The organism is Kitasatospora sp. NPDC096128 (assembly GCF_040303105.1).
Lineage (GTDB): Bacteria > Actinomycetota > Actinomycetes > Streptomycetales > Streptomycetaceae > Kitasatospora.
On record NZ_JBEOSP010000008.1, the window covers coordinates 228,476 to 253,098 of the forward strand.

Annotated in this window: 17 protein-coding genes and 1 rRNA gene; 9 read left to right on the forward strand and 9 right to left on the reverse strand. The window is 73.1% G+C overall.

Annotated elements, in window-relative coordinates; translation table 11 throughout:
* Positions 1-18 precede the first annotated feature (18 nt).
* Positions 19-1,377: an HAD family hydrolase gene (locus ABTY61_RS12355; RefSeq protein WP_350504889.1), complete on the reverse strand. Its 1,359-nt coding sequence runs from the start codon at positions 1,375-1,377 to the stop codon at positions 19-21.
* 434 nt (positions 1,378-1,811) lie between these two features.
* Entirely contained in the window at positions 1,812-2,240 is a 429-nt protein-coding gene (locus tag ABTY61_RS12360) for a hypothetical protein (RefSeq protein WP_350504890.1), read from the reverse strand.
* Between the two features lie 201 nt (positions 2,241-2,441).
* Between ABTY61_RS12360 and ABTY61_RS12365 the strand changes: the two genes are divergently transcribed.
* Positions 2,442-2,894, forward strand: coding sequence for a universal stress protein (locus ABTY61_RS12365; protein ID WP_350504920.1), 453 nt, complete (start codon positions 2,442-2,444; stop codon positions 2,892-2,894).
* Between the two features lie 164 nt (positions 2,895-3,058).
* On the opposite strand, the gene ABTY61_RS12370 is transcribed toward ABTY61_RS12365, so the two are convergent.
* The 4 genes from ABTY61_RS12370 to ABTY61_RS12385 all read right to left on the reverse strand — a co-directional run bounded on the left by ABTY61_RS12370 (position 3,059) and on the right by ABTY61_RS12385 (position 9,569).
* Complete coding sequence (locus ABTY61_RS12370; protein ID WP_350504891.1) at positions 3,059-4,249, reverse strand: acyl-CoA dehydrogenase family protein; 1,191 nt, start codon at positions 4,247-4,249, stop codon at positions 3,059-3,061.
* A 164-nt stretch (positions 4,250-4,413) separates the two neighbouring features.
* Positions 4,414-5,424 carry a hydroxymethylglutaryl-CoA lyase gene (locus ABTY61_RS12375; RefSeq protein WP_350504892.1) on the reverse strand — a complete coding sequence of 337 codons (1,011 nt, stop codon included), beginning with the start codon at positions 5,422-5,424 and terminating at the stop codon, positions 4,414-4,416.
* On the reverse strand, positions 5,421-7,688 hold the full coding sequence (locus tag ABTY61_RS12380) for an ATP-binding protein (RefSeq protein WP_350504893.1): 2,268 nt from the start codon (positions 7,686-7,688) through the stop codon (positions 5,421-5,423). The genes ABTY61_RS12375 and ABTY61_RS12380 overlap by 4 nt, the downstream gene beginning before the upstream one ends.
* Positions 7,689-7,859: 171 nt before the next feature.
* Positions 7,860-9,569, reverse strand: a complete 1,710-nt coding sequence (locus ABTY61_RS12385) for a carboxyl transferase domain-containing protein (protein ID WP_350504894.1) — start codon at positions 9,567-9,569, stop codon at positions 7,860-7,862.
* A gap of 133 nt (positions 9,570-9,702) precedes the next feature.
* Here ABTY61_RS12385 and ABTY61_RS12390 point away from each other — a divergent pair, with 133 nt between their 5' ends.
* Both ABTY61_RS12390 and ABTY61_RS12395 read left to right on the forward strand, forming a co-directional pair.
* Positions 9,703-10,350 carry an SACE_7040 family transcriptional regulator gene (locus ABTY61_RS12390; RefSeq protein ID WP_350504895.1) on the forward strand — a complete coding sequence of 216 codons (648 nt, stop codon included), beginning with the start codon at positions 9,703-9,705 and terminating at the stop codon, positions 10,348-10,350.
* Positions 10,351-10,608: 258 nt separating this feature from the next.
* A complete protein-coding gene (locus tag ABTY61_RS12395) occupies positions 10,609-14,667 on the forward strand; it encodes an ABC transporter transmembrane domain-containing protein (protein ID WP_350504896.1) in 4,059 nt (1,352 codons plus the stop codon).
* Between the two features lie 127 nt (positions 14,668-14,794).
* Here the strand turns inward: ABTY61_RS12395 and ABTY61_RS12400 are convergent, their stop codons facing one another.
* Entirely contained in the window at positions 14,795-15,736 is a 942-nt protein-coding gene (locus ABTY61_RS12400; RefSeq protein WP_350504897.1) for an ATP-grasp domain-containing protein, read from the reverse strand.
* Between the two features lie 137 nt (positions 15,737-15,873).
* Between ABTY61_RS12400 and ABTY61_RS12405 the strand changes: the two genes are divergently transcribed.
* Positions 15,874-16,398, forward strand: a complete 525-nt coding sequence (locus ABTY61_RS12405) for an NUDIX hydrolase (RefSeq protein ID WP_350504898.1) — start codon at positions 15,874-15,876, stop codon at positions 16,396-16,398.
* 71 nt (positions 16,399-16,469) lie between these two features.
* On the opposite strand, the gene ABTY61_RS12410 is transcribed toward ABTY61_RS12405, so the two are convergent.
* Both ABTY61_RS12410 and ABTY61_RS12415 read right to left on the reverse strand, forming a co-directional pair.
* Positions 16,470-17,729, reverse strand: a complete 1,260-nt coding sequence (locus ABTY61_RS12410; RefSeq protein WP_350504899.1) for a hypothetical protein — start codon at positions 17,727-17,729, stop codon at positions 16,470-16,472.
* A 138-nt stretch (positions 17,730-17,867) separates the two neighbouring features.
* On the reverse strand, positions 17,868-18,956 hold the full coding sequence (locus ABTY61_RS12415) for an ABC transporter substrate-binding protein (RefSeq protein ID WP_502895283.1): 1,089 nt from the start codon (positions 18,954-18,956) through the stop codon (positions 17,868-17,870).
* Between the two features lie 309 nt (positions 18,957-19,265).
* Between ABTY61_RS12415 and ABTY61_RS12420 the strand changes: the two genes are divergently transcribed.
* The 5 genes from ABTY61_RS12420 to ABTY61_RS12440 all read left to right on the forward strand — a co-directional run.
* Positions 19,266-20,837 carry an APC family permease gene (locus tag ABTY61_RS12420; RefSeq protein ID WP_350504901.1) on the forward strand — a complete coding sequence of 524 codons (1,572 nt, stop codon included), beginning with the start codon at positions 19,266-19,268 and terminating at the stop codon, positions 20,835-20,837.
* Between the two features lie 178 nt (positions 20,838-21,015).
* Positions 21,016-22,092 carry a tryptophan--tRNA ligase gene (gene trpS, locus ABTY61_RS12425; protein ID WP_350504902.1) on the forward strand — a complete coding sequence of 359 codons (1,077 nt, stop codon included), beginning with the start codon at positions 21,016-21,018 and terminating at the stop codon, positions 22,090-22,092.
* A gap of 205 nt (positions 22,093-22,297) precedes the next feature.
* Positions 22,298-23,266, forward strand: a complete 969-nt coding sequence (locus ABTY61_RS12430; protein WP_350504903.1) for a S66 peptidase family protein — start codon at positions 22,298-22,300, stop codon at positions 23,264-23,266.
* Between the two features lie 55 nt (positions 23,267-23,321).
* The gene (locus tag ABTY61_RS12435) at positions 23,322-23,996 is read left to right on the forward strand and encodes a nucleoside/nucleotide kinase family protein (protein ID WP_350504904.1); all 675 of its coding nucleotides are present in this window, start codon (positions 23,322-23,324) and stop codon (positions 23,994-23,996) included.
* A 534-nt stretch (positions 23,997-24,530) separates the two neighbouring features.
* Positions 24,531-24,623: ribosomal RNA gene (locus ABTY61_RS12440) — 16S ribosomal RNA — on the forward strand; the annotation flags it as partial.

Genomic DNA, 24,623 nt, shown 5'->3' on the forward strand with positions numbered 1-24,623 from the left:
CCGGGGCAGGGCGGTGAGCTACCGGGCGACCGCTGCCGCAGCGGGCGCGGGGCCGAGCGGTGCGGAACCGATCGGGGTGACGGTGGTCGGAAGGACGACGGCCGATTTCGTCCTACCCGGGATGCCTGGAGCGGGAGCGGCCGGTGCGGGCGCGGCCGGTGCGGCCGTGGGGGTTCCCACGCTGCCGGGCGCCGCGGCGAAGACGGTCCGGGCGGGGCCTGTCCCACCCGTACCGGCCGTCCCACCAGCACCTTTGCTCCCACCGTCCGCCGTGCGGAGTGGGGTCGGCCGCACCGGCGCGAGTGCCCGGTCGCGGTTCGCGCCCGGCTCCGCCCCGCCGCCCGTCCGCAGGTCGCCGCCCGCCCCGGCGCTCGGCCCCCGGCCTCCTCCTGGGCCCTGGAGGCCGTCGGCGGTCGCGGCAAACCCGCCTGATCGGTTTCGGACACCGCGCCCTGCTCCGGAAGCCGGTGCGACGGCCGTCCCGGCGTGCACGGGAACGGGCGCACTCGGACCCTCCGGGGCGGTTGTCGCCGGACGTGCGCCGGACCGCGCGCCGAGCAGCGCCGTCGCACGCACCGGTACCCCGTCCGTCTGCCCCCGCGCGGGCCCGCCCGCGCGCACGCCCGGCCGGACACCGGCCCGGCTCTCCCTCCGGGCCTCCGTCCGGGCCTCTGCCCGGGCGTCGGTCCGGACCTCCGCCCGGATCGAGGGCGCGTTGCGGGCGGACAGCACCAGGCTCACGGCCTCCGGGATCCCGGCCGCCTTCAGCGTCGGCCGGTAGCCGCCCTCCGCCCACGGCCGGCCGTGGTGCAGCCAGACGCTGCGCAGCCCGGCCAGTTCGGCCCCGGCGATGTCGGCGGGCGCGTGGTCCCCGACCATCCAGGTGTGCGAAGTCCAGTCCCCGGTCGGTCGGATGCCGCACCGCCGGGCGGCTATCTCGAAGATCAGCGGGTCCGGCTTGACGCAGTCGGCCTCCTCCGAGATCACCCAGCCGTCGACCAGCGGCCCCAGCCCGGTCCGCCGGATCTTCTCCAACTGCGGCCGGGTGCCGCCGTTGGAGACGATCCCGAGCGTCCATCCGGCCGCCCGCGCGGTCCGCAGCGCCTCGACGTTCCGGGCCGGGCAGTGGATGTGCGAGTTGATCCCGCGTCGGAAGTGCGCGAGCAGCAACTCGACCGAGGCGTCCAGGCCGTAGCGGCGCCGCACCGCGGACAGTACGGTGCTGCGCGGCACGTAGCCCCCGCCGTCGAGGGTGACGAACCAGTCGAGGTCGCCGGGCGGCAGGTGGTGTTCGGACAGGAAGTCCTGCGCCCAGGCCCGGTAGGCGGCGTCCCGGGGGAGCAGCGTGTTGTCGAGGTCGAACAGGAGCAGGGGCATGCCGAGCATGGTGCCAGCGGCCCGGCCCATGCACCTGGCAAATGCCGGACCGCGTCGCGAAGCCGTACGGAGTGGCTGAAACCGCCCGGACACCGGATGGACGGGGCGGACCGGGACGGTCCGGTGAGCAGGTCGGGGCTCGCGGGGCGTGACGGTTGGCGACGCCCCGCAACAGATCGTCGCCAATCCATGACAGTCCGGTCACGGTGTCCTGCGGGCCTGTTGCGCCTCTGGGCCCGCTCAGTCAAGCTCCTTAGAACCTCCGTTCTGGAGGGGGCGCGATCGCCTGCGGGCAGGGCGCACTGCCACGGCGGGCGCATCCTCCTTTCGCGGGAACAACGTCGCTCCTGGGCTTCGCCGCTGGGCTGGGCCCCACGCTCGTCGTACTCTGAAAGGAACAGGTCACATACGGTGCTGCGCGTCGCAGACCGACGTCATCCCGTGGGCGGGCCTGCTGCCCGGGCAGCGTTGTCCTCTCCTGTCGGCCCCTCTCCCTTGAAGAGCCGTGAGCCATGGCTGGTTTTGAGCCTTCCCGACCGGTCGAACCGGATGCGTCCCGCAGCGCGGGCGCAGGGCCCCGGGGAGACGGCGCCCGCACGCACCTCGACGCGGCCGACGGCCGGCCCGACGAGCGCCCGGGCGAGCGCGTCGATGAGCACGTCGACGCGTCCGATGCCGGACGCCCCGACGAACGGCCGGGCGGGCACGCCGAAGACGGTGCGGACGGCAGCGACGGCGCCGCTGCCGACCTCGGTGCCGATGGGGGAGCCGACGCGGACGGCCGAGTCGACAACTCCGCTGCCCCGCACGCCGATCCGCCGGTCCGGCCCGCAGTCGGGAGCGTTGAGCGGACCGAACCCCACGGCGCACCCCATGGCCTGGCACGGGCCCTGCGCAGCCTCCGTCGCGGCAGCCTCGGCCGACGCGATCGTTCCGGCCCGCACCAGCGCCGTGACGGGCGCCCGGCCGAGCCTGCGGTGCCCCCGGTGACGGGCCGCCCCGGCCCGGGTGCCGAGCGTCCGGACACGGCCGGCGGCTCGCTCGGCCGGCACACCGATCCGTCGGTGACGGACGCGTCCGGGCGTTCCCTCGATCCGGTGTTCCAGCACGGCGTCGTGGTGGGCTTCGACGGCTCGCTGTCGAGCGAGCGCGCCCTCGCCTACGCCGTCGGCATGGCCCGCCGGTCGCAGTGCGGCCTGGTGATCGTGCACGTCGCCAACCGCCTGCCCGCCACGGTCTGGGCAGGCTGCGAACCTCCCGTCTTCGTCGATCTCCCGGACCACCGCACGGAGGTCCTGGGCCTGGAGCTCGCCTGCGCGGACTTCCTCGCGGGGGTGCCGTGGGTCCTGATCGAGCGAGGCGGCGACATCTGCCACGAGATCGAGGAGGTGGGCCGTGAGTACGCCGCCGACGCGATCGTCGTCGGCACGACGCACGGCCTCCTCGGCAAGATCTTCGGCTCGGTCTCCGGGCGGCTGGCGCGGCGGGCCAACCGCCCGGTGATCGTGATCCCCTGAGGACGTCCTCAACAGCCTGTGTGGAATTGTGGGTTGGCCCGGTGGGCTCGGCCCGCGAGGTGACCGTCACGAGGCGGCCGTCTGGAGCGGGCCGTCAGGAGTCGGCCGACTGGGACCGGCCGCCAGGAGTCGACGGCCGGGAGCCGGCGGTCAGGTACCGATCGTCACGACGTGACGCCGAGCTGCCGGGCGATGAGCATGCGCTGAACCTCCGACGTGCCCTCCCCGATCTCGAGAATCTTGCAGTCGCGCCAGAAGCGGGCGACCGGGAATTCGTTCATGAAGCCGTACCCGCCGTGGATCTGGGTCGCCTCGCGGGCGTTGTCGACGGCGGCCTCGGACGAGTACAGCTTCGCGATGGCGGCCTCCTTCTTGAACGGTTCGCCGTGCAGCAGCCGGGAAGCGGCGTCCCGCCAGGCCAGGCGGGAGGTGTGGGCGCGCAGCTCCATGTCGGCAAGCTTGAACTGGATGGCCTGGTTGGCACCGATCGGGCGGCCGAAGGCCCGGCGGGTGCCGGCGTACTTGACGGACTCGTCGACGCAGCCCTGGGCCAGGCCGGTGGCCAGGGCCGCGATCGCGATGCGGCCCTCGTCGAGGATCCGCAGGAACTGGGCGTAACCTCGGCCACGCTCGCCCAGCAGGTTGGCCGCGGGAACGCGGCAGTCGGTGAAGGACAGTTCGCGGGTGTCGGATGCGTTCCACCCGACCTTCGAGTACTTCTTCGAGACCTGGAACCCCGGGGTCCCGGTGGGCACGATGATGGACGAGATCTCCCGTACGGGCGAGCGGAATTCGCCCTCTTCACTCGAACGAGCGATCGGTTCGGTGAGCGCGGTGACGGTGACCAGTCCGGTGATGTCGGTGCCGGAGTTGGTGATGAAGCACTTGGTCCCGTTGATGACCCACTCGTCGGTGGTCTCGTCGTAGCGGGCGGTGGTGCGGGTGGCGCCGGCGTCCGAGCCGCCTTCCGGCTCGGTGAGGCCGAAGGCGCCGAGGAGTTCGCCGGAGGTCAGCCGGGGCAGCCACTCGCGCTTCTGTTCCTCCGTGCCGAAGCGGTAGATCGGCATCGCGCCGAGCGAGACGGCGGCCTCCAGGGTGATCGCCACCGAGGAGTCCACGCGGGCGAGTTCCTCCAGGGCGAGGCCGAGGGCGAAGTAGTCGCCGCCCATGCCGCCGTACTCCTCCGGGAAGGGCAGGCCGAACAGGCCCATCCGCCCCATCTCGCGGACGATCTCGTAGGGGAACTCCTCCCGCTCGTAGAACTCACCGATCTTCGGCGCCACCACGTCCTGGGCGAACTCCGCGACGGTGCGCCGCAGTTCCTCGTACTCGCTGCTGAGCCGGTGGTCGAGCATCTGATCCTCCTGGTGCCCGGCCGGGGTGGCCGCGGGCGTGAACGGGGTGAGCGGCGTCCATCTGACGGTGTGACGGTCGCACGGTGTGGTTGACGGATGAACGTGGTGCCGCGGCGCCGGCCGGACCGTTCGGGCGGCCGGCGCCGGGAGTCGGGCGGGGCGGGTCAGCCCCGGGAGGCACCGAGCAGCGCCTGGACGGTGCGGGAGGGGCTCGGGCGGCCGAGGCGCCCGGCCATCCAGCCGCTGGTCGCGACCAGCGCGCGCAGGTCGACACCGGTCCGGACGCCGAGCCCGTGCAGCATCCACACCAGGTCCTCGGTGGCCAGGTTGCCGGTGGCGCTCTTCGCGTACGGGCAGCCGCCCAGGCCGCCGGCCGACGCGTCCACCGTGGTGACGCCCTCGCGCAGCGCTGCCAGGGTGTTGCTGAGCGCCTGGCCATAGGTGTCGTGGAAGTGCACCGCGAGCCGGCCGACCGGCACGCCGGCGTTCGCGAACCCGGCCAGCACCGCGCCGACCTGGCCGGGGGTGGCCACGCCGATGGTGTCGCCGAGGCTCAGCTCGGCGCAGCCCATCTCCAGCAGCTGGACGCCGTAGCGGACCACCTGGTCGACCGGGACGGGCCCCTCCCAGGGGTCGCCGAAGCACATCGAGAGGTAGCCGCGGACGGCGACCCCGGCCTCGGCGGCCCGGGCCACGACCGGGCGGAACATCGCCATGGCCTCGTCCGCCGAGCGGTTGAGATTGCGCCGGGCGAAGGTCTCGGTGGCGCTGGCGAACACCGCGATGTCGGTGGCGTGGTGGGCGAGCGCGCGGTCGAGGCCGCGCTCGTTGGGCACCAGCACCGGCAGCCGCAGGCCCGGGTGGCGCTCCGGCAGGTCGGCGAGCCTGGGTACCAGCTCTTCGGCGTCGGCGAGCTGGGGTACCCATTTCGGGTGAACGAAGCTGGTCGCCTCGACGGTCCGAAGCCCGGCGGCGGCGAGTCGGCCGATGAACTCCGCCTTGACCTCGACGGGCACCAGGGAGCTCTCGTTCTGCAGCCCGTCGCGCGGCCCGACCTCGTGGATCCGGACCTCCTCCGGCAGGCCGGGGGCGCGGACCGGGTCGGGCAGGCCCAGGTCGAGCGCGTCGGGCTCGCGGGCGGCGGTCTCCTCGACCGGGGTCTCCCGGGGCGTCATGACCGCACCTCCGCGACCTCGGCGGCCTCCTCGGCCGGGGTGACCACGACCAGCAGATCCTCCATCGCGACGGTGGCGCCGGCGGTCGCCCGCAGCTCGGCCACCACGCCGTCGTGCGGCGCGGCGATCACGTGTTCCATCTTCATGGCCTCCAACACGAGCAGGGGCTGGCCCTTGCGGACGGTCTCGCCCGCCGTGGTCTTGACGACCGTGACGGTGCCGGGCATCGGGGCGGTCAGCGCGCCGTGGTGCGCCGACGCGCCGGCGGTGCTTTCGACGACCGGGTCGTACGCGTGCATCGGCCAGGCGTCGCCCTCGATGCCGAGCCAGGTCACCGGGCCGGCCGGGAGGCCGGGGGTGGCGTCGGTGGCCAGCGTGAAGGCGGTCTGCAGGCCGTCGACGGTCAGGTGCAGCCGGTCGGCCGCCAGGGTCGCGCGGGCCCGGTGGACGGGCCCGGCGTCCAGTCGGAGCTCCACCTCGCGGGTGCGCTCGGGGGAATTGTCAGTGGTCTCGGTTACGTTGCCCGCAGTGATCGAACGGATGCGCACCGAGACCGGGTCCTGGCCGGGGGTACGGAGTCGGTGGGTGGTCCAGGCGGGGGTGCCGCCCAGGCGCCAGCCGGAGGGGAGGGAGAACGGGTCGGTCCAGCCGCCGGGGTCGGCGGCCGGGGTGAGGTCCAAGTGCCGTGCCAGCGCGGCCGCGTAGTAGAGGAGGTGGGCAGGTGACGGCGGTTCGGACGCCGACGCATCGGCGGCCGCGGCGGTGGTGCTCGATTCCGCCGCGTTCGGTGCGGCCGCGCTCGACGCCGCCGCGCTCGACGGGGAGTACGGCGCGACGAGCAGGGCCGGCTGCTGTTGGGCCGTCTGTTCCACCAGGCCGGTGTCCAGTCGGCCGGCGACGACCTCGGGGTGGGCGAGCAGCCGGCGCAGGAAGCCGGTGTTGGTGGTGACACCCAGGATGCGGGTGTCGGCCAGCGCGGCGCGGAGCCGGCGCAACGCGGTCGGGCGGTCGGGCCCGTACGCGATGACCTTGGCGAGCATGGGGTCGTAGGCGCTGGTGATGACGGTTCCGGGGGCGACCCCGGAGTCGACCCGGATGCCCTCGCCCTGGGGCTCGTCCAGGGTGAGGATGCGACCGCCGGTGGGCAGGAAGTCCCGTTCCGGGTCCTCGGCGCAGATGCGGGCCTCGATGGCGTGGCCCAGGAAGGAGATGTCGGACTGGGTGAAGGAGAGCGGCTCGCCCGCGGCGACACGCAGTTGCCACTCGACCAGGTCCAGTCGGGCCGAGTCCGGACCGACGGCGACGGCGAGTTCGGTGACGGGGTGCTCGACCTGGAGGCGGGTGTTCATCTCCATGAAGAAGAAGTCCCGCACCCCCTCGGCGGCGGAGGCGGGGGCGTCCGGGTCGATGCCGGGGACGATGAACTCCACGGTGCCGGCGCCGGTGTAGCCGCAGGACTCGGCGGCCCGGACGGCCGCGGCGCCCATCGCGGCGCGGGTCTCGGCATTGAGCAGGACGGAGGGAGCCTCTTCGATCAGTTTCTGGTGGCGGCGTTGGAGGCTGCACTCGCGCTCGCCGAGGTGGACGGTGGTGCCGTGGGCGTCGGCGAGCACCTGCACCTCGATGTGGCGCGGTCGGTCGATCCACCGTTCCAGCAGCAGGGTGTCGTCACCGAAGGCGGTCCGGGCGACGCGGCGGGCGGCGGCGATCTCGGTGGGCAGTTCGGCCGGGTCCCGCACCAGGCGCATGCCCTTGCCGCCACCACCGGCGGAGGGCTTGAGCAGGACGGGGTAACCGATCCCGTCGGCGGCGGCGACGAGGTCCTCGTCGGTGGGCGCGGTGGCCTGGCTGCCGGGGACCACCGGGACACCGGCGGTCCGGACGGCCTCCTTGGCGTTGATCTTGTCACCCATCAGCTCGACCGCACCGGGAGGCGGTCCGATGAAGACGAGGCCCGCGTCCGCGCAGGCGCGGGCGAAGCCGGCGTTCTCGGCGAGGAAGCCGTAACCGGGGTGGACGGCCTGGGCGCCGGTGCGGCGGGCGGCGGCGAGGATCTGGTCGGTGCGCAGGTAGGTCTCGGCGGCCGAGCTGTCGCTGCGGTCGGCCGGGCCGAGCCGGACCGCGACGTCGGCCTCGCGGACGTGCGGTGCGTCGGCGTCCGCGTCGCTGAACACGGCGACCGAGCGGACGCCGAGCCGCCGCAGGGTGCGGATCACCCGCAGGGCGATCTCACCGCGGTTGGCGACCAGAACTGTGTCGAACATGGGAGGCGTTCCTCCGGGTCGAGGGGAGCCGTAAGAAGGAGGTGGCGGTGGGCGGTCGAGGCGCCGGCCCGGTCGTCGGACCGGCGCCGCAGGAGTCACACCCGGAAGAGGGGAGTCACATCGGAGCGGTGACACCGGATCGGTTGCAGCGGAGTGGTCGCATCGGCGCGGTCACATGCGGAAGACGCCGAACGGAGCGGGCGGCGCCAGCGGGGCGTTGGCGCAGGCAGTGAGGGCGAGGCCGACGACGGTGCGGGTGTCCATCGGGTCGATCACGCCGTCGTCCCAGAGCCGGGCGGTGGCGTAGTAGGCGCTGCCCTGGCGCTCGTACTGCTCGCGGACCGGGCGCTTGAACTCCTCCTCCGCCTCGCCCGGCCACTCCTCGCCGCGCGCCTCCAACTGGTCGCGCCGGACGGTGGCCAGCACGGAGGCCGCCTGCTCGCCGCCCATCACCGAGATCTTGGCGCCCGGCCACATCCACAGGAAGCGGGGCGAGTAGGCCCGGCCGCACATCGAGTAGTTGCCGGCCCCGTACGAGCCGCCGATCACCACGGTCAGCTTCGGGACCCGGGTGCAGGCGACGGCGTTGACCATCTTGGCGCCGTGCTTGGCGATGCCGCCCGCCTCGTACTGCCGGCCGACCATGAAGCCGGTGATGTTCTGCAGGAAGAGGAGGGGGATGCCGCGCTGGTCGCACAACTCGATGAAGTGCGCGCCCTTGACGGCCGATTCGGAGAACAGCACGCCGTTGTTGGCGACGATGCCGACCGGGTGGCCGTGGATCCGGGCGAAGCCGGTGACCAGGGTCGCGCCGTACTCGGCCTTGAACTCGGCGAAGCGGCTGCCGTCGACCAGTCGGGCGATCACCTCGCGCACGTCGTAGGGCGTGCGCGGGTCGACCGGGACGGCGCCGTACAGGCCCGCCGGGTCGACGGCCGGCGGCTCGACCGCGGTGAGCGGCCACGGCTTGGCCGCGCGCGGGCCGAGCTCGGACACGATCGTGCGGACGATGGAGAGGGCGTGGGCGTCGTCCTCGGCCAGGTGGTCCGTCACGCCCGAGGTGCGGGAGTGCAGCTCGCCGCCGCCCAGCTCCTCGGCCGTGACCACCTCGCCGGTGGCGGCCTTCACCAGCGGCGGTCCGCCCAGGAAGATCGTGCCCTGGTTGCGGACGATCACCGCCTGGTCGCTCATCGCCGGGACGTACGCGCCGCCGGCCGTGCAGGAGCCGAGCACGGCGGCGATCTGCGGGATGCCCGCGGCCGAGAGTCGGGCCTGGTTGTAGAAGATCCGGCCGAAGTGGTCGCGGTCCGGGAAGACCTCGTCCTGCATCGGGAGGAAGGCGCCGCCGGAGTCCACCAGGTAGATGCAGGGCAGGCGGTTCTCCAGCGCGACCTCCTGGGCGCGCAGGTGCTTCTTCACCGTCATCGGGTAGTAGGTGCCGCCCTTGACGGTGGCGTCGTTGGCGACCACCACCACCTCGCGTCCGGCGACCCGGCCGATGCCGGCGATCACCCCGGCCGCGGGTGCCGCACCCTCGTACATCCCGTCGGCGGCCAGCGGGGCCAGCTCCAGGAAGGGCGAGCCCGGGTCGAGCAGGGTGTCCACCCGGTCACGGGGGAGGAGCTTGCCGCGCGAGGTGTGCCGGGCGCGGGCCTTGGCGCCCCCGCCGAGGGCGGCGGCGTCGAGCTTGGCGCGCAGTTCGGCGACCAGGGCCCGGTGCGCCTCGGTGTTGGCCCGGTAGGCCGGGGAGCCCGGGTCGGCGGAGGTGCCGAGCCGGGGTGCCGGAGCGGCCCCCGACGCTGCGGCACCCGGTGCCGCCGCGGTGCCGGTCGCTGCGGTGAGCCGGACCCCGGAGGGGGCGCCGGTGGTTGAGATGACCATTCCCAAGAGCTCCCTTGCCCTCGGCAGCAGGTGGGCGTGCCGAGTACGGTGCGCCCCTGATCCTCACGTTAATTAACGTTAACTTACGCGCCCAGGTTAACGGTCGATAACCCGACTGTCTACGATGGACGGCATGCCGAACGTCCCCGCAGCCTCCGCGCTCCCACGCCGCGACCAGATCCGCCGGGAGGCCGCGCGACTGTTCGCCGCCCGGGGCTTCCTCGGCGTGGGCGTGGACGAGATCGGCAAGGCCGTCGGCATCAGCGGCCCCGGCCTCTACCGCCACTTCGCCGGCAAGGACGCGATGCTGGCCGACCTGTTGATCGGCATCAGCGAGCGCCTGCTCGAGGAGGGGCGCCGCCGGGCGGGCGGCGGCGACGGTCCGACCGCCACGCTGGACGCGCTGATCAGCGGCCACGTCGACTTCGCCCTGAACGACCGCGACCTGATCACCCTGCACGACCGCGAGCTGCTGAACCTCAAGGAGGAGGACCGCCGCACCGTCCGGCGGCTCCAGCGCGGCTATGTGGAACTGTGGGTGGACGTGGTCCGGCAGGCCCACCCGCCGCTCGCCGCCCCCATCGCCGAGCCGGTGGCGCGAGCCGCCGTGCACGCGGTCTTCGGCCTGATCAACTCGACCCCGCACAGCCTCAGCCCGAACCCGGCCCAGGGTGAGCGCGCCGGTCTGCAGCGCGACGGCATGGCTGCACTGCTGCACACCCTCGCCCACGGCGCCTTCGCGGCCGCCGCCGAGTCCGTCGCCGCCGACTCCCAGGCCTAGGGCCGCGGCCATAGGTCCAAAGGAGGGTGCCCGCCCGCCCCGGGCCGCTGGGCGCGCGGCGGGTGCCCGGGCGATCCTTGGGGGCAGGGCCGGGGCATTGGGTCGCAGCTGCGTTCGATCGGGAATCACCGCAGGCCGCAGGCTGTTGCCCAGTCGCCGGACCGGACGATCCGGGCCGTAACGGAGCCAGTCCCGACCGCAGTGAGCGGCCGGAAATGCCGTGGCGGCCACCCGACGAAATGGTTAGCATCCCTAAATATGCCCGAGACTCACGGATCCATGGTGGAGCAATCCCCGAGCGGCCCACTCGCCCCCGGTCCGAACCCGGAGGCGGCCGGCGACGGACCGCAGGCCACTGACGCACGCCCCGAGCCGGGCACGGCCGGCAACCCAGCCTCGACCGGCAACCCGGGCGCGACCGGCGACCCGGGCACGCCCGCCCAGGCCCACGGCTGGCTGCGCCGACTGATCGGCTACAGCTGGCGGTCCCGCCGCAGCGTGCTGCTCGCCTTCGGAGCCTCGCTGCTGGGCATGGCCGTCACCGCGCTGGTGCCGCTGGTCACCAAGCTGATCATCGATGACGTCATCGTCGCCCACACCCGATCGCTGACCCCGTGGGCCGTACTGCTGCTGCTCGCCGCCCTCGTGGTCTTCGGCTGCACCCAGGTCCGCCGCTACTACGGCGGCCGGCTGGCCCTCGACGTCCAGCACGACATGCGCAGCGACCTGTTCCGCTCGCTCGGCCGGCTGGACGGCCACCGCCAGGACCGCCTGGACACCGGCCAGGTGGTGGGGCGCGCGACCTCCGACCTCCAGCTGATCAACGGCCTGCTCTCGATGCTGCCGATGATGACCGGCTACCTGCTGATGTTCGTGATGTCGCTGGGCGTGATGGTCTGGCTGTCCCCGCCGCTGACCCTGGTCGCGCTGGTCATGGCCCCCGCGCTGTGGTGGGTCAGCGTGCTCAGCCGCAAGCGCCTGTTCCCGGCCACCTGGGCGGCCCAGCAGGAGGCGGCCGCCGTGGCGGGCGTGGTGGACGGTGCGATCGGCGGCGTCCGGGTGGTCAAGGGCTTCGGCCAGGAGGCGCAGGAGCAGGACAAGCTGGAGCTGGTCTCCCGCAACCTGTTTGCCGCCCGGCTCCGGTCGATACGCCTGAACGCCCGCTACAACCCGGCGATGCAGGCCATACCGGCCCTCGCCCAGGTCGCGGTGCTGGCCTTCGGCGGCTGGCTGGCCGTCGACGGTCGGGTCACGCTGGGGACGTTCGTCGCCTTCTCCACCTACGTCGCGCAGATGACCGGTCCGGTCCGGATGATGACCATGGTCATCACGGTCGGCCAGCAGGCCCGGGCCGGCGTCGAGCGGGTCCTGCAGCTGATCGACGAGCGCCCGCTGGTCCAGGAGCGCCCGGACGCGCTCACCCTGGACCTGACGCGCAACGGCGCCGTCCCCTCCGGCGACGACACCGAAGCCGACGTCCCGACCGGTACCACCGGCACGACCGGCACCACCGGCACGACCGGCACCGCCGGCACGACCGGCCCCCGTACCCCGGATGTCGCCCTGGAGTTCGACCGCGTCGAGTTCCGCTACGACCCGGAACACCCCGCCCCCGTGCTGCACGGGCTCAGCCTCAAGCTGGCCCCCGGCGAGACCCTCGCCCTGGTGGGCGCCTCCGGCTCCGGCAAGTCGACGGTTGCCCAGTTGGTGCCCCGCTTCTACGATCCGGCGGCCGGCGCCGTCCGCCTCTACGGCCACGACCTGCGAGACCTCACCCTGGACTCGGTCCGTGCGGCGGTCGGCATCGTGCCCGAGGAGAGCTTCCTCTTCTCGGAGTCGGTCCGCACCAACATCGCCTACGGCCGCCCGGACGCCACCGACGAGCAGATCGTCGCCGCAGCGCGCGCCGCCCAGGCCGACGAGTTCGTCCGCGCGCTGCCGGACGGTTACGAGACCAAGGTCGGCGAGCAGGGACTGACCCTCTCCGGAGGCCAGCGCCAGCGCATCGCCCTGGCCCGGGCGATCCTCACCGACCCCCGGATCCTGCTGCTGGACGACGCCACTTCGGCCGTCGACCCGCAGGTCGAGGCGGAGATCCACGACGCACTGCGCTCGGTGATGACCGGCCGCACCACCCTGTTGATCGCCCACCGTCGCTCGACGCTCCAACTCGCCGACCGGATCGCCGTCCTGGACCACGGCCGACTCCTGGACCTCGGCACGCACGAGGAACTCGAAGCCCGATGTCCCCAGTACCGGGCCCTGATCACCGACCCCGAGGCCGGCCGTACACCGCAGCCGCAGGCCGAGCCCGAGTACCTGAGCAACCAGAGCAACCAGAGCAACCGGACCGAACAGTCCGCACCGGCCGGGCAGCAGGCACCGGCCGAGCACCAGAACCAGCCCGCCCCGCAGCCCCCCGCGCTCCCCACCCCCGCCCTCGTCAAGGCGGCCCGCACCGCCGACCCCGAGCTGCTGGCAAAGGTCGCCGCCCTCCCGCCGGCCTCCGACGCCCCCGCCGTCCCGCGCGCCGAGGCCGAGGCCGGTGACCCCGATTTCAGCCTGGGCCGCCTGCTGCGCCCCTTCCGCACCCCGCTGCTCATCGCCTTCCTGCTGGTCGCCCTGGACGCGGCCGCCGGACTGGTGCTGCCGGTGCTGATCCGGCACGGCATCGACGAGGGTGTCCGCAAGGGCCTGATGTCCGGTGTCGCGGTGGCGTCGATCACCGCCCTCGTCGTGGTGCTGCTGGACTGGCTGGTGCAGGGCGCCGAGAACCGGGTCAGCGGCCGGACCGGCGAGCGCGTGCTCTACACCCTCCGGCTCAAGATCTTCGCCCACCTCAACCGGCTCGGCCTGGACTACTACGAGCGCGAGTTGACCGGCCGGATCATGACCCGGATGACCACCGACCTGGACTCGCTGACGTCCTTCCTGCAGACCGGCATGGTCACCGCCGTGGTCAGCCTGTTGACCTTCGCCGGGATCTTCGTGGCCCTGCTGATCATCGACGCCGGCCTGGCCCTGGTGGTCTTCGCCGTGCTGCCGCTGCTGGTGATCGCCACCCTGGTGTTCCGGAAGAAGTCCAAGGACCAGTACGAGCTCTCCCGGGACCTGATCAGCACGGTCAACGCGGACCTCCAGGAGAACGTGGCCGGCATGCGGATCGTCCAGGCGTTCCGTCGCCTCGACACCAACACCGACCGCTTCGTGGCCCGCGGCATCGCCTACCGGGAGGCCCGGGTCCGGGCGCAGTTCTACATCTCGCTGTACTTCCCGTTCGTCCAGTTCCTCTCCAGCGTGGCCGCCGCACTGGTGCTGATCGTGGGCGCCGCCCGGGTGGACGCGGGGACGCTGACGGTCGGCGCGCTGGTCGCGTACCTGCTCTACATCGACCTGTTCTTCGCCCCGGTCAACCAGCTGTCCCAGGTGTTCGACGGCTACCAGCAGGCCTCGGTGGGCCTCGGCCGGATCCGTGAACTGCTGCGCACCCCGACCACCACGGCCGCGGCGGCCGACCCCGTCCCGGTGGCGAAGGGGCTGCGCGGCGAGATCAGCTTCGAGGGCGTCGGCTTCGCCTACAACGGCGGAGCGGACGGCGCACCGGACGTGCTGAGCGCCGTCGACCTGCACATACCCGCCGGTCAGACGGTGGCGCTGGTCGGCGAGACCGGCGCGGGCAAGTCGACGCTGGTCAAGCTGGTCGCCCGCTTCTACGACGCGACCGAGGGCACCGTCCGGGTCGACGGGGTGGACCTCACCCGCTACGACCTGGCCCAGTACCGCCACCGCCTGGGCGTGGTCCCGCAGGAGGCGTACCTGTTCGCGGGCACCGTCCGCGAGGCGATCGCCTACGGCCGCCCGGCCGCCTCGGCCGCCGAGGTGGAGACGGCGGCCCGGGCGGTCGGCGCGCACGACATGATCGTCCGGCTGTCGGGCGGCTACGACCACGAGGTGGCCGGCCGCGGGCGGAACCTCTCGGCGGGCCAGCGCCAGCTGATCGCGCTGGCCCGGGCCGAACTGGTCGACCCGGACATCCTGCTGCTGGACGAGGCCACCGCGGCGCTCGACCTCGCCACCGAGGCCGCCGTCAACCAGGCCGCGGACCGGCTCAGCGGCGGGCGCACGACCCTGGTCATCGCCCACCGGCTGACCACCGCGGAACGCGCGGACCGGGTGGTCGTGCTGGACCACGGCCGGGTGGTCGAGGACGGCACCCACACCGAACTGCTCGCCCTGGACGGGACGTACGCCAGGCTCTGGCAGGCGTTCATCGCGGACGGCCACCCGGCACCGGCCGAGACGGTCGCCGCCGGGTAGCCGTCGGGTGGCCGCGGGGCAGCCGCCACGCCGTGGTCGAGGGCCGGTCCGACACCCGGGTCGGCCATCGGGCGGTCGGACCGTCCGACCACGCTTCCGGGGCTGCCCCTCCGGGCGAGCTGTGGGCTCAGGCGGCGATCAGCGAGGCCAGCAGGCCCGAGGCGTCGACCCCGCGCGGCAGGTCGCTCACCTGGCCGTCCCCGACCTCCACCACCCGCCAGCCGGAGCCGTCGGCCAGGCGGGCGAGGTCGGTGGTGACGAAGCGGCAGCCGAGTCTTCGCACCAGCGCGGGCACGTGGGTGAGGTCGGGCTCGACCCGCTGGTGCGGGGCGTCCGGGTGCGGCCCGACCAGGATCGGTCGGCCGTCGAGCCACCACACCCGGGCCTCCACGGCCCGTCCGGTGCCGTCCCCGCCGTCCGCGCCGTCCTCGACATGCGCGCCCTCCCGGTCCGACCGGCCGGTGCGCTCGAACTCCTCGTACCGCCGCAGCACCACCCCGCCGGCCAGGAACTCGCCCTGCAGCTCGACGAACCGCCCGACCACCCGGCCGACGGCCGCCAGGTCCGCCAACTCCGGTACGTAGCAGGCCTCGTGCCACTCGTGCTTGCGCGACTTCACGTAGTCCTTGACGATCGCCGGCCCGGTCCCGCCGAGCCGGGCCGCGGCGTCCGCCAGCTCCTCCGGCGTGGGCGCCGCCGTCCCGTCGGCCGGGATCCAGACACTGGGCGGGGTCGCGCCCTCGAACACCCCGTACCAGCCGGGCAGTTCGTGCGCCGCCGCGTAGCCGGGCGCGCTGGTCAGCAGGTTGCCGCCGCGGGCGGTGAGGGCGGCGGCGAACTCGGCGTAGCGGGCGGAGGGGAGCATCCAGCCGCGGTACCAGAGCGGCCCGGCGTCCCGGGGCACCCGCCGGACCGCCTCCTCGGCGTGTCCGGCGAGCAGCGCGTCATGGTCGACGAGATGGTGCTCGCCGCCCAACTCCCGCAGCAGCCGGGCCTCCCAGGCGAAATGCGGATCGGGCCGGCGCGGGTTGAGCGGATCGGCGGGGAAGAGGATCGAGGGTACGGGCATGGCGGTCAGGGTAAGGCCAGCGGGCCGCTCCGGCTGCGTTCCGTCGGCGGTCGGGCGCCCGGGGCCACCCCCCCCAGTGGGTGACCGGGGCGGTGAATTCGGTCGACGCCCGGTGTCGGCGCTGTCAGAGTGTCCCGATGCGAAGACTGCTGCGACCGCGCAGACGCGTTCCCCGCCGGGCCGCCCGCACGGTGGTCCTGGACGGGAACGGCTCGGTGTTCCTGCTCCGCTCGGACAACGACGAGGTCGGCGTCCACTGGACCATGCCCGGCGGCGGGCTGGAGCCGGGCGAGACCCCGCCGGTCGGGGCCCGGCGCGAGCTGTGGGAGGAGACCGGCTGGACCGACCTCGAACCGGGTCCGCTGCTCTGCACCTGGGAGCACGACTTCACCTGGCACGGCACCCCGGTCCGCCAGCACGAGCACATCTACCTCACCCGCGGACCGCACCGCGGCCCGGTCGGTGACGTCAGCGCGGTGCACGCCGAGGACCGGATCCTCGACTGGCGCTGGTGGAGCCCGGCCGACCTCGCCGACGAGAACGCCGACGCGCTCTGGCCGCCCCGGCTCCCGGAACTGCTGGAGCCGGTCCGCGCGGGCTGGGCGGTCGACGGGCACCCTCCGGTACCCGTCGACCTCGGCTACATCCCGAACACCCGCTAGCCGCAGCCCCGCTCCGGGCGGGTTGCCCGCCCGGCAGCGCCCGCCCGGTAGCGCCCGCCGGACTCCGCCCGCTAGCCCCGCCCGCCGCGCCGGGTACGCCCGGTGGGGCCGGCCGGCCCGGGCTCCCAGCCGTGCAGGTCCAGCTCCCGGTCGTGCAGCGCCCAGGGGTTCATCCGTACCGTCAGCTGGGCGTGGGCGAGTTGCCCGACGGTGAGCCCGGTCTCGGCGACCAGCTGCTCGGTCGATACCGAGACGGCGATGGCGGGACGCCAGGAGGGCAGCACGACCAGGCTGGTCCCGCGCCCGACCCGGATCGGCTCCGCGGCCACCCGGACCGGCGTCCGCTCCTCCGGGCGGCCGAGGCCGTCCGGCTGGACCGGGCTGCCGCCGATCAGGATGCCGAGCGGCGGTTCGGCCCGGGAATCCCAAGCCCTGTCCCCGGCCCTGTCCCCGGCCCAGGCGTTCGCCGAGTCGGCACCGTTCGCAGCGTGAGCCGGGGGCACCGCGGCCGGGTGACCGGTCACCACCCCCGTTGCACCGGCAGGTTCACCCGCCCACCCCGCACCGCGCGGCCGCACGCCGGTCGGGTCGGTCGCGGCCGTCTCCCGTGCGGCCGCCTCCTGCCCGGTCGGGGCGGCCTGCGGGTGCATCTGGCGCAGCCGGCGGGAGGGCGACGGCCGTCGCGAGCCGAGGCTCCGGAGCTCCTCGCGCGCCGAACGCGGCGCCGGCGAGGGCCGGTTGCCCTCCGTGGGCACCGCGGGCTGCCGGAGGCTGACGAACCCCGGTCCGACCTCCTGCTCGGCCCTCTCCGCGGCCCTTTCCGCGGCCCTTTCCGCGGCCCTTTCCGCGGTCTTCTCCGCGGTCTTCTCCGCGGTCTTCTCCGCGGTCTCGCCGAGCAGCGCCCGCACCTCTTCCACCGGCCGTCGGCACGCGGCCGCCAGCTCGGCGACCGAGCGCCCCTCGGCGCGCGCGGCCCGCAGCCGGCCGGCGAAGGCCTCCCGGAGCCGGGCCGCGGTCGCGGCAGCGTCCGTCGCAAGACGTTCCGTCGCAGCGCCACCAGTTGCAGCGCCATCCGTCGCAGCGCCGCCCGTCGCAGCACGCCGGAGCTGCGCCTCGACGTCCTCCGGGCTGCGCGGCTGCGGCACCGAGTCGCCCCGGGCGGGGACGGCCCGGGCGTCGGCCGCGTGGGCGTCGGATGCCGTCGCGATCGCGCAGATCGGAGCCCCCGAGCCGGGCGGTTCGGGGGCGTCGGCCCGGGGCGAGGAGCCGGCACCGGCCGCGGGCGGGCCGGGCAGGGCGGAGTCGGTGGAACGGGGGTGGAGCGAGGTCATCGGCGGGCCCTTCAGGGGATGGTCCCGACGATCCTCCCGCACCGCGCCACCAGCTCCAAGCGTCATTCCCAGGCGTGTGTTGGGGAGCACGCCGTGATCGCCCGGCGATCAGCGGCGGCCCCTACCAGGCGTATCGGCTCAACTGCCGGGCGCGACGAAGCCCTTGAGGTCGGAGAGCACCGCGTTGGCGGCCATGACGCCGAGCCCGAGGAACCAGGTCTCATCCGAAACCGGCCGCGCCTGACCGGACTTGACCGCGCCGAGCGTCTTCCAGAGCGCCCCGCCGAGCACCGCGTCCTGGCTGGTCGAACTGGGGCTCCCGTACATGCCGTAGAAGATCCAGTCGGCGTCCGCCTTGTCGATCTGCTCCGGGCTGACCTCCACCGCGAGCTCCTTGACCTGCTCGATCGCGGGCTGCGGCAGCGGCACGTCGGTGAGGATGGTGCCGATGAAGGAGAGTTCGGCGTAGAGCCTGGTCCGGCCCGGCATGAAGCGCAGTGGCGTGATGCTGGGCCGCTTGCCGCCGAGCCCGGTGCCGATCGCGGCGGCCGCCGCCTGGTAGGCGTCGAGCTGCGCCTGGGCCTCGGCCTGCAGGCCGAAGGGGCTGGCGTTGAGCAGGAAGTTCTGCTTCCAGGGGTAGCCGGGGCGCAGCGAGAAGACGGTCGGCGCGATCTTCGACAGCTGGGCGTATTGGTCCTGGGCGCGCAGCTGGCTGCCGAGGATCAGGTCGGGCTTGAGCGCCGCGATCGCCTCCAGGTTGAGGCTGTTGATGGTGCCGACGGCGGCCGGGTTGCCCGCCTTGTCCTTTAGGTAGGAGGGCAGCGACTTGGAGGCGTCGGTGTGGACGACGCCGACCGGCTGGATGCCGAGCGAGACGACGTTGTCGAGCTCGCCGGTGTCCAGCACCACGACCCGGGTGGGCTTGGCGGGGATGACGGTCTCGCCCATGGCGTGCTTGACGGTGCGCGGGTAGACGCCCGGGGCGGCGTCGGTGCCGAAGCCCTTCATCTTCTCGATGACGGTGGCGTAGTCGTCGCCGCCCTGCTTGACCGACTTCTGGTCGGGCGAACCGCCGCTCCCGGGCTTCGCGCCGCCGCCGCCACCGCTGTTGCCACTGTCGCCCGAGCTGCCGCAGGCGGCGAGGAGTCCGCCGAGGCCGAGTACCGCGGCGCCGGTCACTCCGATGGTGAGGAAGCGACGGCGGCCGGCGGTGCGCGGTGCGGGCACGGGCGCAGACGAGGGTGCGGGTGCAGCCACGGGGGCGAGGGCGGGAGCGAGGGTCGAGTCGTCGGAGTCGGGGGCCACGCGACGCTCCTTCACGGTCGGGACCGGGCGGTCGAGATAAGAGGTTAGGTGAGGCAAACCTATCTCGCCGCCTGTCGCACTCTCCGTGCGGGGGTGCTCGCCGGAACGTCAAAGGTCATCGAAAGTGCATAAAATCACCAAGAGTTGGTCTATTCAACCTTCTTTCGTGCGTCTTAGAGTGCGCTGGTGTTTGATCAGCAGCTCTCAGAGCACACAAGCAGCGGCCGGGCAATGGCGCCCGGCGCTCCGCAGGGTGCCCCGGTCAGTGGCACCAGTGGTGGCGTCCCCGAACAGGGGACGGCTGGGGGAGCGGGGGACAAGGGCCTGCGGGGCAACTCGGTCGGCCTGCTGGGCAGCGTGGTGCTGGGCGTCTCGACGGTCGCCCCGGTCTACTGCCTGACCGCGACGCTGGGACCGACGGTCACCGCGGTCGGGGTGCAGATGCCGGCGGTGTTCCTGGCGGGCTTCCTGCCGATGCTGCTCGTCGCGTTCGCCTACAAGGAGCTGAACAAGGACTTCCCGGACTGCGGGACGTCCTTCACCTGGTCGGTCAAGGCCTTCGGCCCGCGGGTCGGCTGGATGGCCGGCTGGGGACTGACCGTCGCGACCATCATCGTGCTCTCCAACCTGGCCGGAGTCGCGACGGAGTTCCTCTACCTGATGCTCGGCGAGATGACCGGCAGCGACTGGATCGCCGGGCTCGACCAGAACAAGGCCGTCCACCTGCTCACCGTGGTGCTGCTCATCGCCGGTGCCACCGCGATGAGTTACCGGGGGATGACGGCCACCAAGTGGTTCCAGTACGGCCTGGTCGGCCTCCAACTGGCCGTGCTGCTGCTGTTCTCGGCCATCGCCATCGGCAAGGCCGCCGCCGGGGACCTCCCCGACTCGATCGGCTTCTCCTTCTCCTGGCTGAACCCGCTCCAGGTCGGCTCGTTCAGCGCGTTCACCGCCGGCCTGTCGCTGTCGATCTTCATGTACTGGGGCTGGGACACCTGCCTCACCATGAACGAGGAGACCCTCGGCAGCGCCAAGACCCCGGGCCGGGCCGCGATGGTCTCCATGGTCACCCTGGTCGGCTCGTACCTGCTGGTCGCGATCTCGGCCCAGATGTTCGCCGGCGTCGGCAGTACCGGCAACGGCCTCGGCAATCCGGCGACCGCCGACAACGTCTTCGCCGCGCTCGCCCGCCCGGTGCTCGGCTCACCGTGGAGCATCCTGCTCTTCCTGGCCGTCGTCGCCAGTGCCGCCGCGAGCCTGCAGACCACCTTCATCCCGGTGGCCCGCACCCTGCTCGCGATGAGCGCGTACCGTGCCGTGCCGCCGCGCTTCGGCACCGTCCACCCGCGCTTCCGCACCCCCGGGTACGCGACCGTCGCGGCCGGTCTCGCCACCGCCGGGTTCTACGTCGGGATGAGCCTGATCAGCGAGGACGTCGTCCAGGACACCATCCTGGCGCTCGGTCTGATGATCTGCTTCTACTACGCGCTGACCGCCTTCTCCTGCGTCTGGTACTTCCGCCGCTCGCTCCGCGGCAGCCTGCGCGACCTGCTGCTCAAGGGCGTCGCCCCACTGCTCGGCGGCCTGCTGCTGAGCGCCGTCTTCCTGCAGACCCTCACCGACGCCTGGTCCCCCGACTACGGCAGCGGCGCGCTGTTCGGCATCGGCTCGGTATTCGTGATCGGCGTCGGCATCCTGCTGCTCGGCGCCGCGCTGATGACCTGGTACGGCCGGATCCGACCGGAGTTCTTCCGCGGCGAGACGCTGCGCCACGACACCAGGGCCCTGGTCGTGGAGGACTGACGCTATCGTGGGAGCCATGAAGCGCTTCGTGGGCCTGTGCTGGTGGCCGTCCTAGGACGGCCACCACACTCGCCTGACCAGGGCCGTCCGGGATGGACGGCCCTGTCGCGTTTCCCCACGGGACGGGCCCCGCGCCCCGGACGGCCGCCAACCACCGCCGTACCGAGGGAGAAACCCGATGACCCCCGCCGCCACCGCTACCGCTACCGCCACCACCGCCGCCGACGCGTCCGACCTCACCGCCACGGACCCGCTCGGTGACCCGTCCTCCCACCGCGTCCTCACCGGCGACCGCCCCACCGGCCCGCTCCACCTCGGCCACTACTTCGGCACCCTGCGGAACCGGGTCCGACTGCAGGACCAGGGCGTCGAGATGTTCGTCCTGGTCGCCGACTACCAGGTCATCACCGACCGCGACATCGCCGACCGGCTCGCCGAGCACACCGAGAACCTCGTCCTCGACTACCTCGCGGCCGGCCTCGACCCCGAACGGGCCACGATCTTCGCGCACAGCGCCGTCCCCGCCCTCAACCAGCTGCTGCTGCCCTTCCTCAGCCTGGTGAGCGTCGCCGAACTGAGCCGCAACCCCACCGTCAAGGACGAGATCGCCCACTCCAGCCAGGCCGCCGTCAACGGACTGATGTTCACCTACCCCGTCCACCAGGCCGCCGACATCCTGTTCTGCAAGGCCGACCTCGTCCCGGTCGGCCAGGACCAGCTGCCCCACCTCGAAGTCGCCCGCACCGTCGCCCGCCGCTTCAACGAGCGCTACCCGCACGCCGACGGCAGGGCCGTCTTCCCCCGCCCCCGGGCGCTGCTCTCCGACGCCCCGATGCTGCCGGGCACCGACGGCGGCAAGATGAGCAAGAGCCGCGGCAACGCCGTCGCCCTCGGCGCCGACGAGGACACCACCGCCCGGATCATCCGCGGCGCGAAGACCGACGCCGACCGCCGCATCACCTACGACCCGAGCGCCCGCCCCGAGGTCTCCGGACTCGTCCTGCTCGCCGCGCTCTGCCAGGAGCGCGACCCGGAGGCCGTCGCCGAGGAGATCGGCGACGGCGGTGCGGCCGCCCTCAAGCGCACCGTCATCGAGTCCGTCAACGAGCACTTCCGCCCGCTGCGCGCCCGCCGTGCCGAGCTCGCCACCGACCGCGGCCACCTGCGGCAGGTCCTGCGGGACGGCGCCGAACGGGCCAACGCCATCGCCGACGCCACCCTCGCCGAGGTGCGGGAGGTGATGGGCGCGATCTGAAGGGCCATCACGGCCTCTACGCCCTCAAGACCCTCAAGACCCTCAAGGCCCTCAACGGCCTCTACGCCCTCGACCCGCACGGACCCACTGCGGTCCGTCCGTCCACGGACATCGGCCGGTCGACCGGCGGGCATATCGTCACCGGGCGGCCTCGACCACACCCCGAGGCCGCCCACAGTCGCCCCTTCCCCGAAAGGCCCGGTCCATGGACCAGCAACCGCCCACGCCCGGCCAGGGACTGACCCGCCCGCCGCAACTGCGCCCCGGCGACCACATCGCCGTCGTCGCCCCCAGCGGCCCGATCGACGCCGGGCGACTCACCGCCGGCTGCGAGATCCTCCGCACCTGGGGCCTGCGTGTCACCGTCGCCCCGCATGTCCTCGACACCCACCCCGCCCTCGGCTACCTGGCCGGCACCGACACCGACCGCGCGGCCGACATCCAGGACGCCTGGCTCGACCCCACCGTCGACGCCGTCATCTGCGCCCGAGGCGGCTACGGCGTCCACCGCATCGTCGACCTGCTCGACTGGACCGCCATGCGCACGGCCCGCCCCAAGCCCTTCATCGGCTTCAGCGACGTCAGCTCCCTGCACGAGGCCTTCGCCCAGCGACTCGGCCTCGCCACCCTGTACGGGCCGATGGCCACCGCCTCCTCCTTCGTCGAGGACGGCCCCACCGCCGAGCACCTGCGCCGGACCCTCTTCGACCCCGCCGCCACCACCGTCCTCACCTCGCCCACCGCCGGCGCGCTCGTCCCCGGCCGTGCCCGCGGCGTCACCGCCGGGGGCTGCGTCCACGTGCTCGCCGCCGAGCGCGGCACGCCCGCCGCCCGCCCCTCCTACACGGGCAGCATCCTGGTCCTCGAAGACGTCAACGAGCACCCCTACCAGCTCGACCGCCTGCTCACCCAGTTCCTGCGCTCCGGCGCCCTCGACGGCGTGGCCGGCATAGCCCTCGGCTCCTGGGAGGGCTGCGGGCGGCCCGAACGGGTCCGGGACGTGATGCTCGACCGCCTCGGCGGTCTCGGCGTGCCCGTGCTCTGGGAACTGGGTTTCGGCCACTGTCCGTCCACCCTCACCGTCCCGCTCGGCGTCCCCGTCGTGCTCGACGCGGACGCCGGCACGCTCACCCTGGAGCAGCCCGCCCTCGTCCCTACCCCTGTCATCGTCTGAGCCGGTCCTTGGCTGAGCCGGCCGCCAGGCCTGGGCCAGTGAGTAGGGTGCGGCCATGAACGAGGACCGCCTCACCGCCCTCGCCCGCGGACTCCTCCGCGGCCCGGGCAGCAACGCCCGTACGATCCTCGGACTTGTCGGCCCGCCCGGAGCCGGCAAGTCCACCCTCGCCCGCCACCTGGTCGCCGAGGTCGAACGCGCCGAAGGCCCCGGCACCGCCGCGTACCTCCCGCTCGACGGCTTCCACCTCTCCGCCGCCCAGCTCGTCCGCCTCGGGCTGACCCACCGCAAGGGCGCCCCGGCCACCTTCGACGCCCACGGCTACCTCGCCCTGCTGCGCCGGGTCGCCGCCGACCGCTTCCAGGACATCTACGTCCCCGACTTCGACCGAACCCTGGACGAACCGGTCGCCGCCCGCCACGTCGTCCGCCCGCACACCCGCCTGGTCATCACCGAGGGCAACTACCTCGCCTCCGCGGACACCCCCTGGCCGGACGCCCGCCGGCTGCTGCGCGAGCTCTGGTACGTCGACACCGACGACACCGTCCGCGAGGAGCGACTGCTCCGCCGACACCGCGACGGCGGCCGCGACGAGGCCACCGCCCTGCGCTGGGTTTCCAGCAACGACCACCCCAACGGCGAGTACGTGAAGCAGGGCCGCGCGCTCTGCACCCGGACCGTCCCCGGCACCGGTTTGCCCCAGGCACCGGAGAGGGGTAGTGTTCTCTAGTCGCTCGACAGGGAGCACCGGACACGCGTCTGCGCGGACGGTCCCGGAGCGGCCAATCCCCTGAAACACCACTTCCGGTCCGTACCGGTCGTTTCGCTTTTTCGCGGCTCGGCTCGGTGCTTATTCGGCGTGCGCTTTTTATCGGATTGCGGCTGGATTCGCTTTTCGGAGCGGGGATCGGCTAGAGTTTGAAACGTCGGACGGGGCATCAAACCCCGGAAGACACCGGCGAGTTGGATGACGAAGCCCCGGAAAACGGAGCGGAAAACATCTGATAAGCTGGGAACACGAAAGAACGAAGCGCCCGGAGGGCCCGCTGGAAGGCGGTCCGAAGGAAGCGTCCGTTCCTTGAGAACTCAACAGCGTGCCAAAAGTCAACGCCAGATATGTTGACATCCCCGGCCTCGATCGTCTGATCGGGGTTGGAGATTCCTTTTGAAACAAACACTAGCGAGGACGCAGTGCGCGGGGCCGCCCTATTCCGGTGGTTGCCGTGCCGCTCAACGCGGGTGTCGACCCGATTACGGGTATACATTCACGGAGAGTTTGATCCTGGCTCAGGACGAACGCTGGCGGCGTGCTTAACACATGCAAGTCGAACGGTGAAGCCCTTCGGGGTGGATCAGT

What these genes read in the sequence shown, in the direction of transcription:
- ABTY61_RS12430 (WP_350504903.1), top strand. Translation starts at nt 22,298, where the DNA reads ATGGACCAGCAACCGCCCACGCCCGGCCAGGGACTGACCCGCCCGCCG.
- ABTY61_RS12405 (WP_350504898.1), top strand. Translation starts at nt 15,874, where the DNA reads ATGCGAAGACTGCTGCGACCGCGCAGACGCGTTCCCCGCCGGGCCGCC.
- ABTY61_RS12395 (WP_350504896.1), top strand. Translation starts at nt 10,609, where the DNA reads ATGCCCGAGACTCACGGATCCATGGTGGAGCAATCCCCGAGCGGCCCA.
- trpS (WP_350504902.1), top strand. Translation starts at nt 21,016, where the DNA reads ATGACCCCCGCCGCCACCGCTACCGCTACCGCCACCACCGCCGCCGAC.
- ABTY61_RS12410 (WP_350504899.1), bottom strand. Translation starts at nt 17,729, where the DNA reads ATGACCTCGCTCCACCCCCGTTCCACCGACTCCGCCCTGCCCGGCCCG.
- ABTY61_RS12420 (WP_350504901.1), top strand. Translation starts at nt 19,266, where the DNA reads ATGGCGCCCGGCGCTCCGCAGGGTGCCCCGGTCAGTGGCACCAGTGGT.
- ABTY61_RS12390 (WP_350504895.1), top strand. Translation starts at nt 9,703, where the DNA reads ATGCCGAACGTCCCCGCAGCCTCCGCGCTCCCACGCCGCGACCAGATC.
- ABTY61_RS12385 (WP_350504894.1), bottom strand. Translation starts at nt 9,569, where the DNA reads ATGGTCATCTCAACCACCGGCGCCCCCTCCGGGGTCCGGCTCACCGCA.
- ABTY61_RS12375 (WP_350504892.1), bottom strand. Translation starts at nt 5,424, where the DNA reads ATGACGCCCCGGGAGACCCCGGTCGAGGAGACCGCCGCCCGCGAGCCC.
- ABTY61_RS12370 (WP_350504891.1), bottom strand. Translation starts at nt 4,249, where the DNA reads ATGCTCGACCACCGGCTCAGCAGCGAGTACGAGGAACTGCGGCGCACC.
- ABTY61_RS12380 (WP_350504893.1), bottom strand. Translation starts at nt 7,688, where the DNA reads ATGTTCGACACAGTTCTGGTCGCCAACCGCGGTGAGATCGCCCTGCGG.
- ABTY61_RS12435 (WP_350504904.1), top strand. Translation starts at nt 23,322, where the DNA reads ATGAACGAGGACCGCCTCACCGCCCTCGCCCGCGGACTCCTCCGCGGC.
- ABTY61_RS12355 (WP_350504889.1), bottom strand. Translation starts at nt 1,377, where the DNA reads ATGCCCCTGCTCCTGTTCGACCTCGACAACACGCTGCTCCCCCGGGAC.
- ABTY61_RS12400 (WP_350504897.1), bottom strand. Translation starts at nt 15,736, where the DNA reads ATGCCCGTACCCTCGATCCTCTTCCCCGCCGATCCGCTCAACCCGCGC.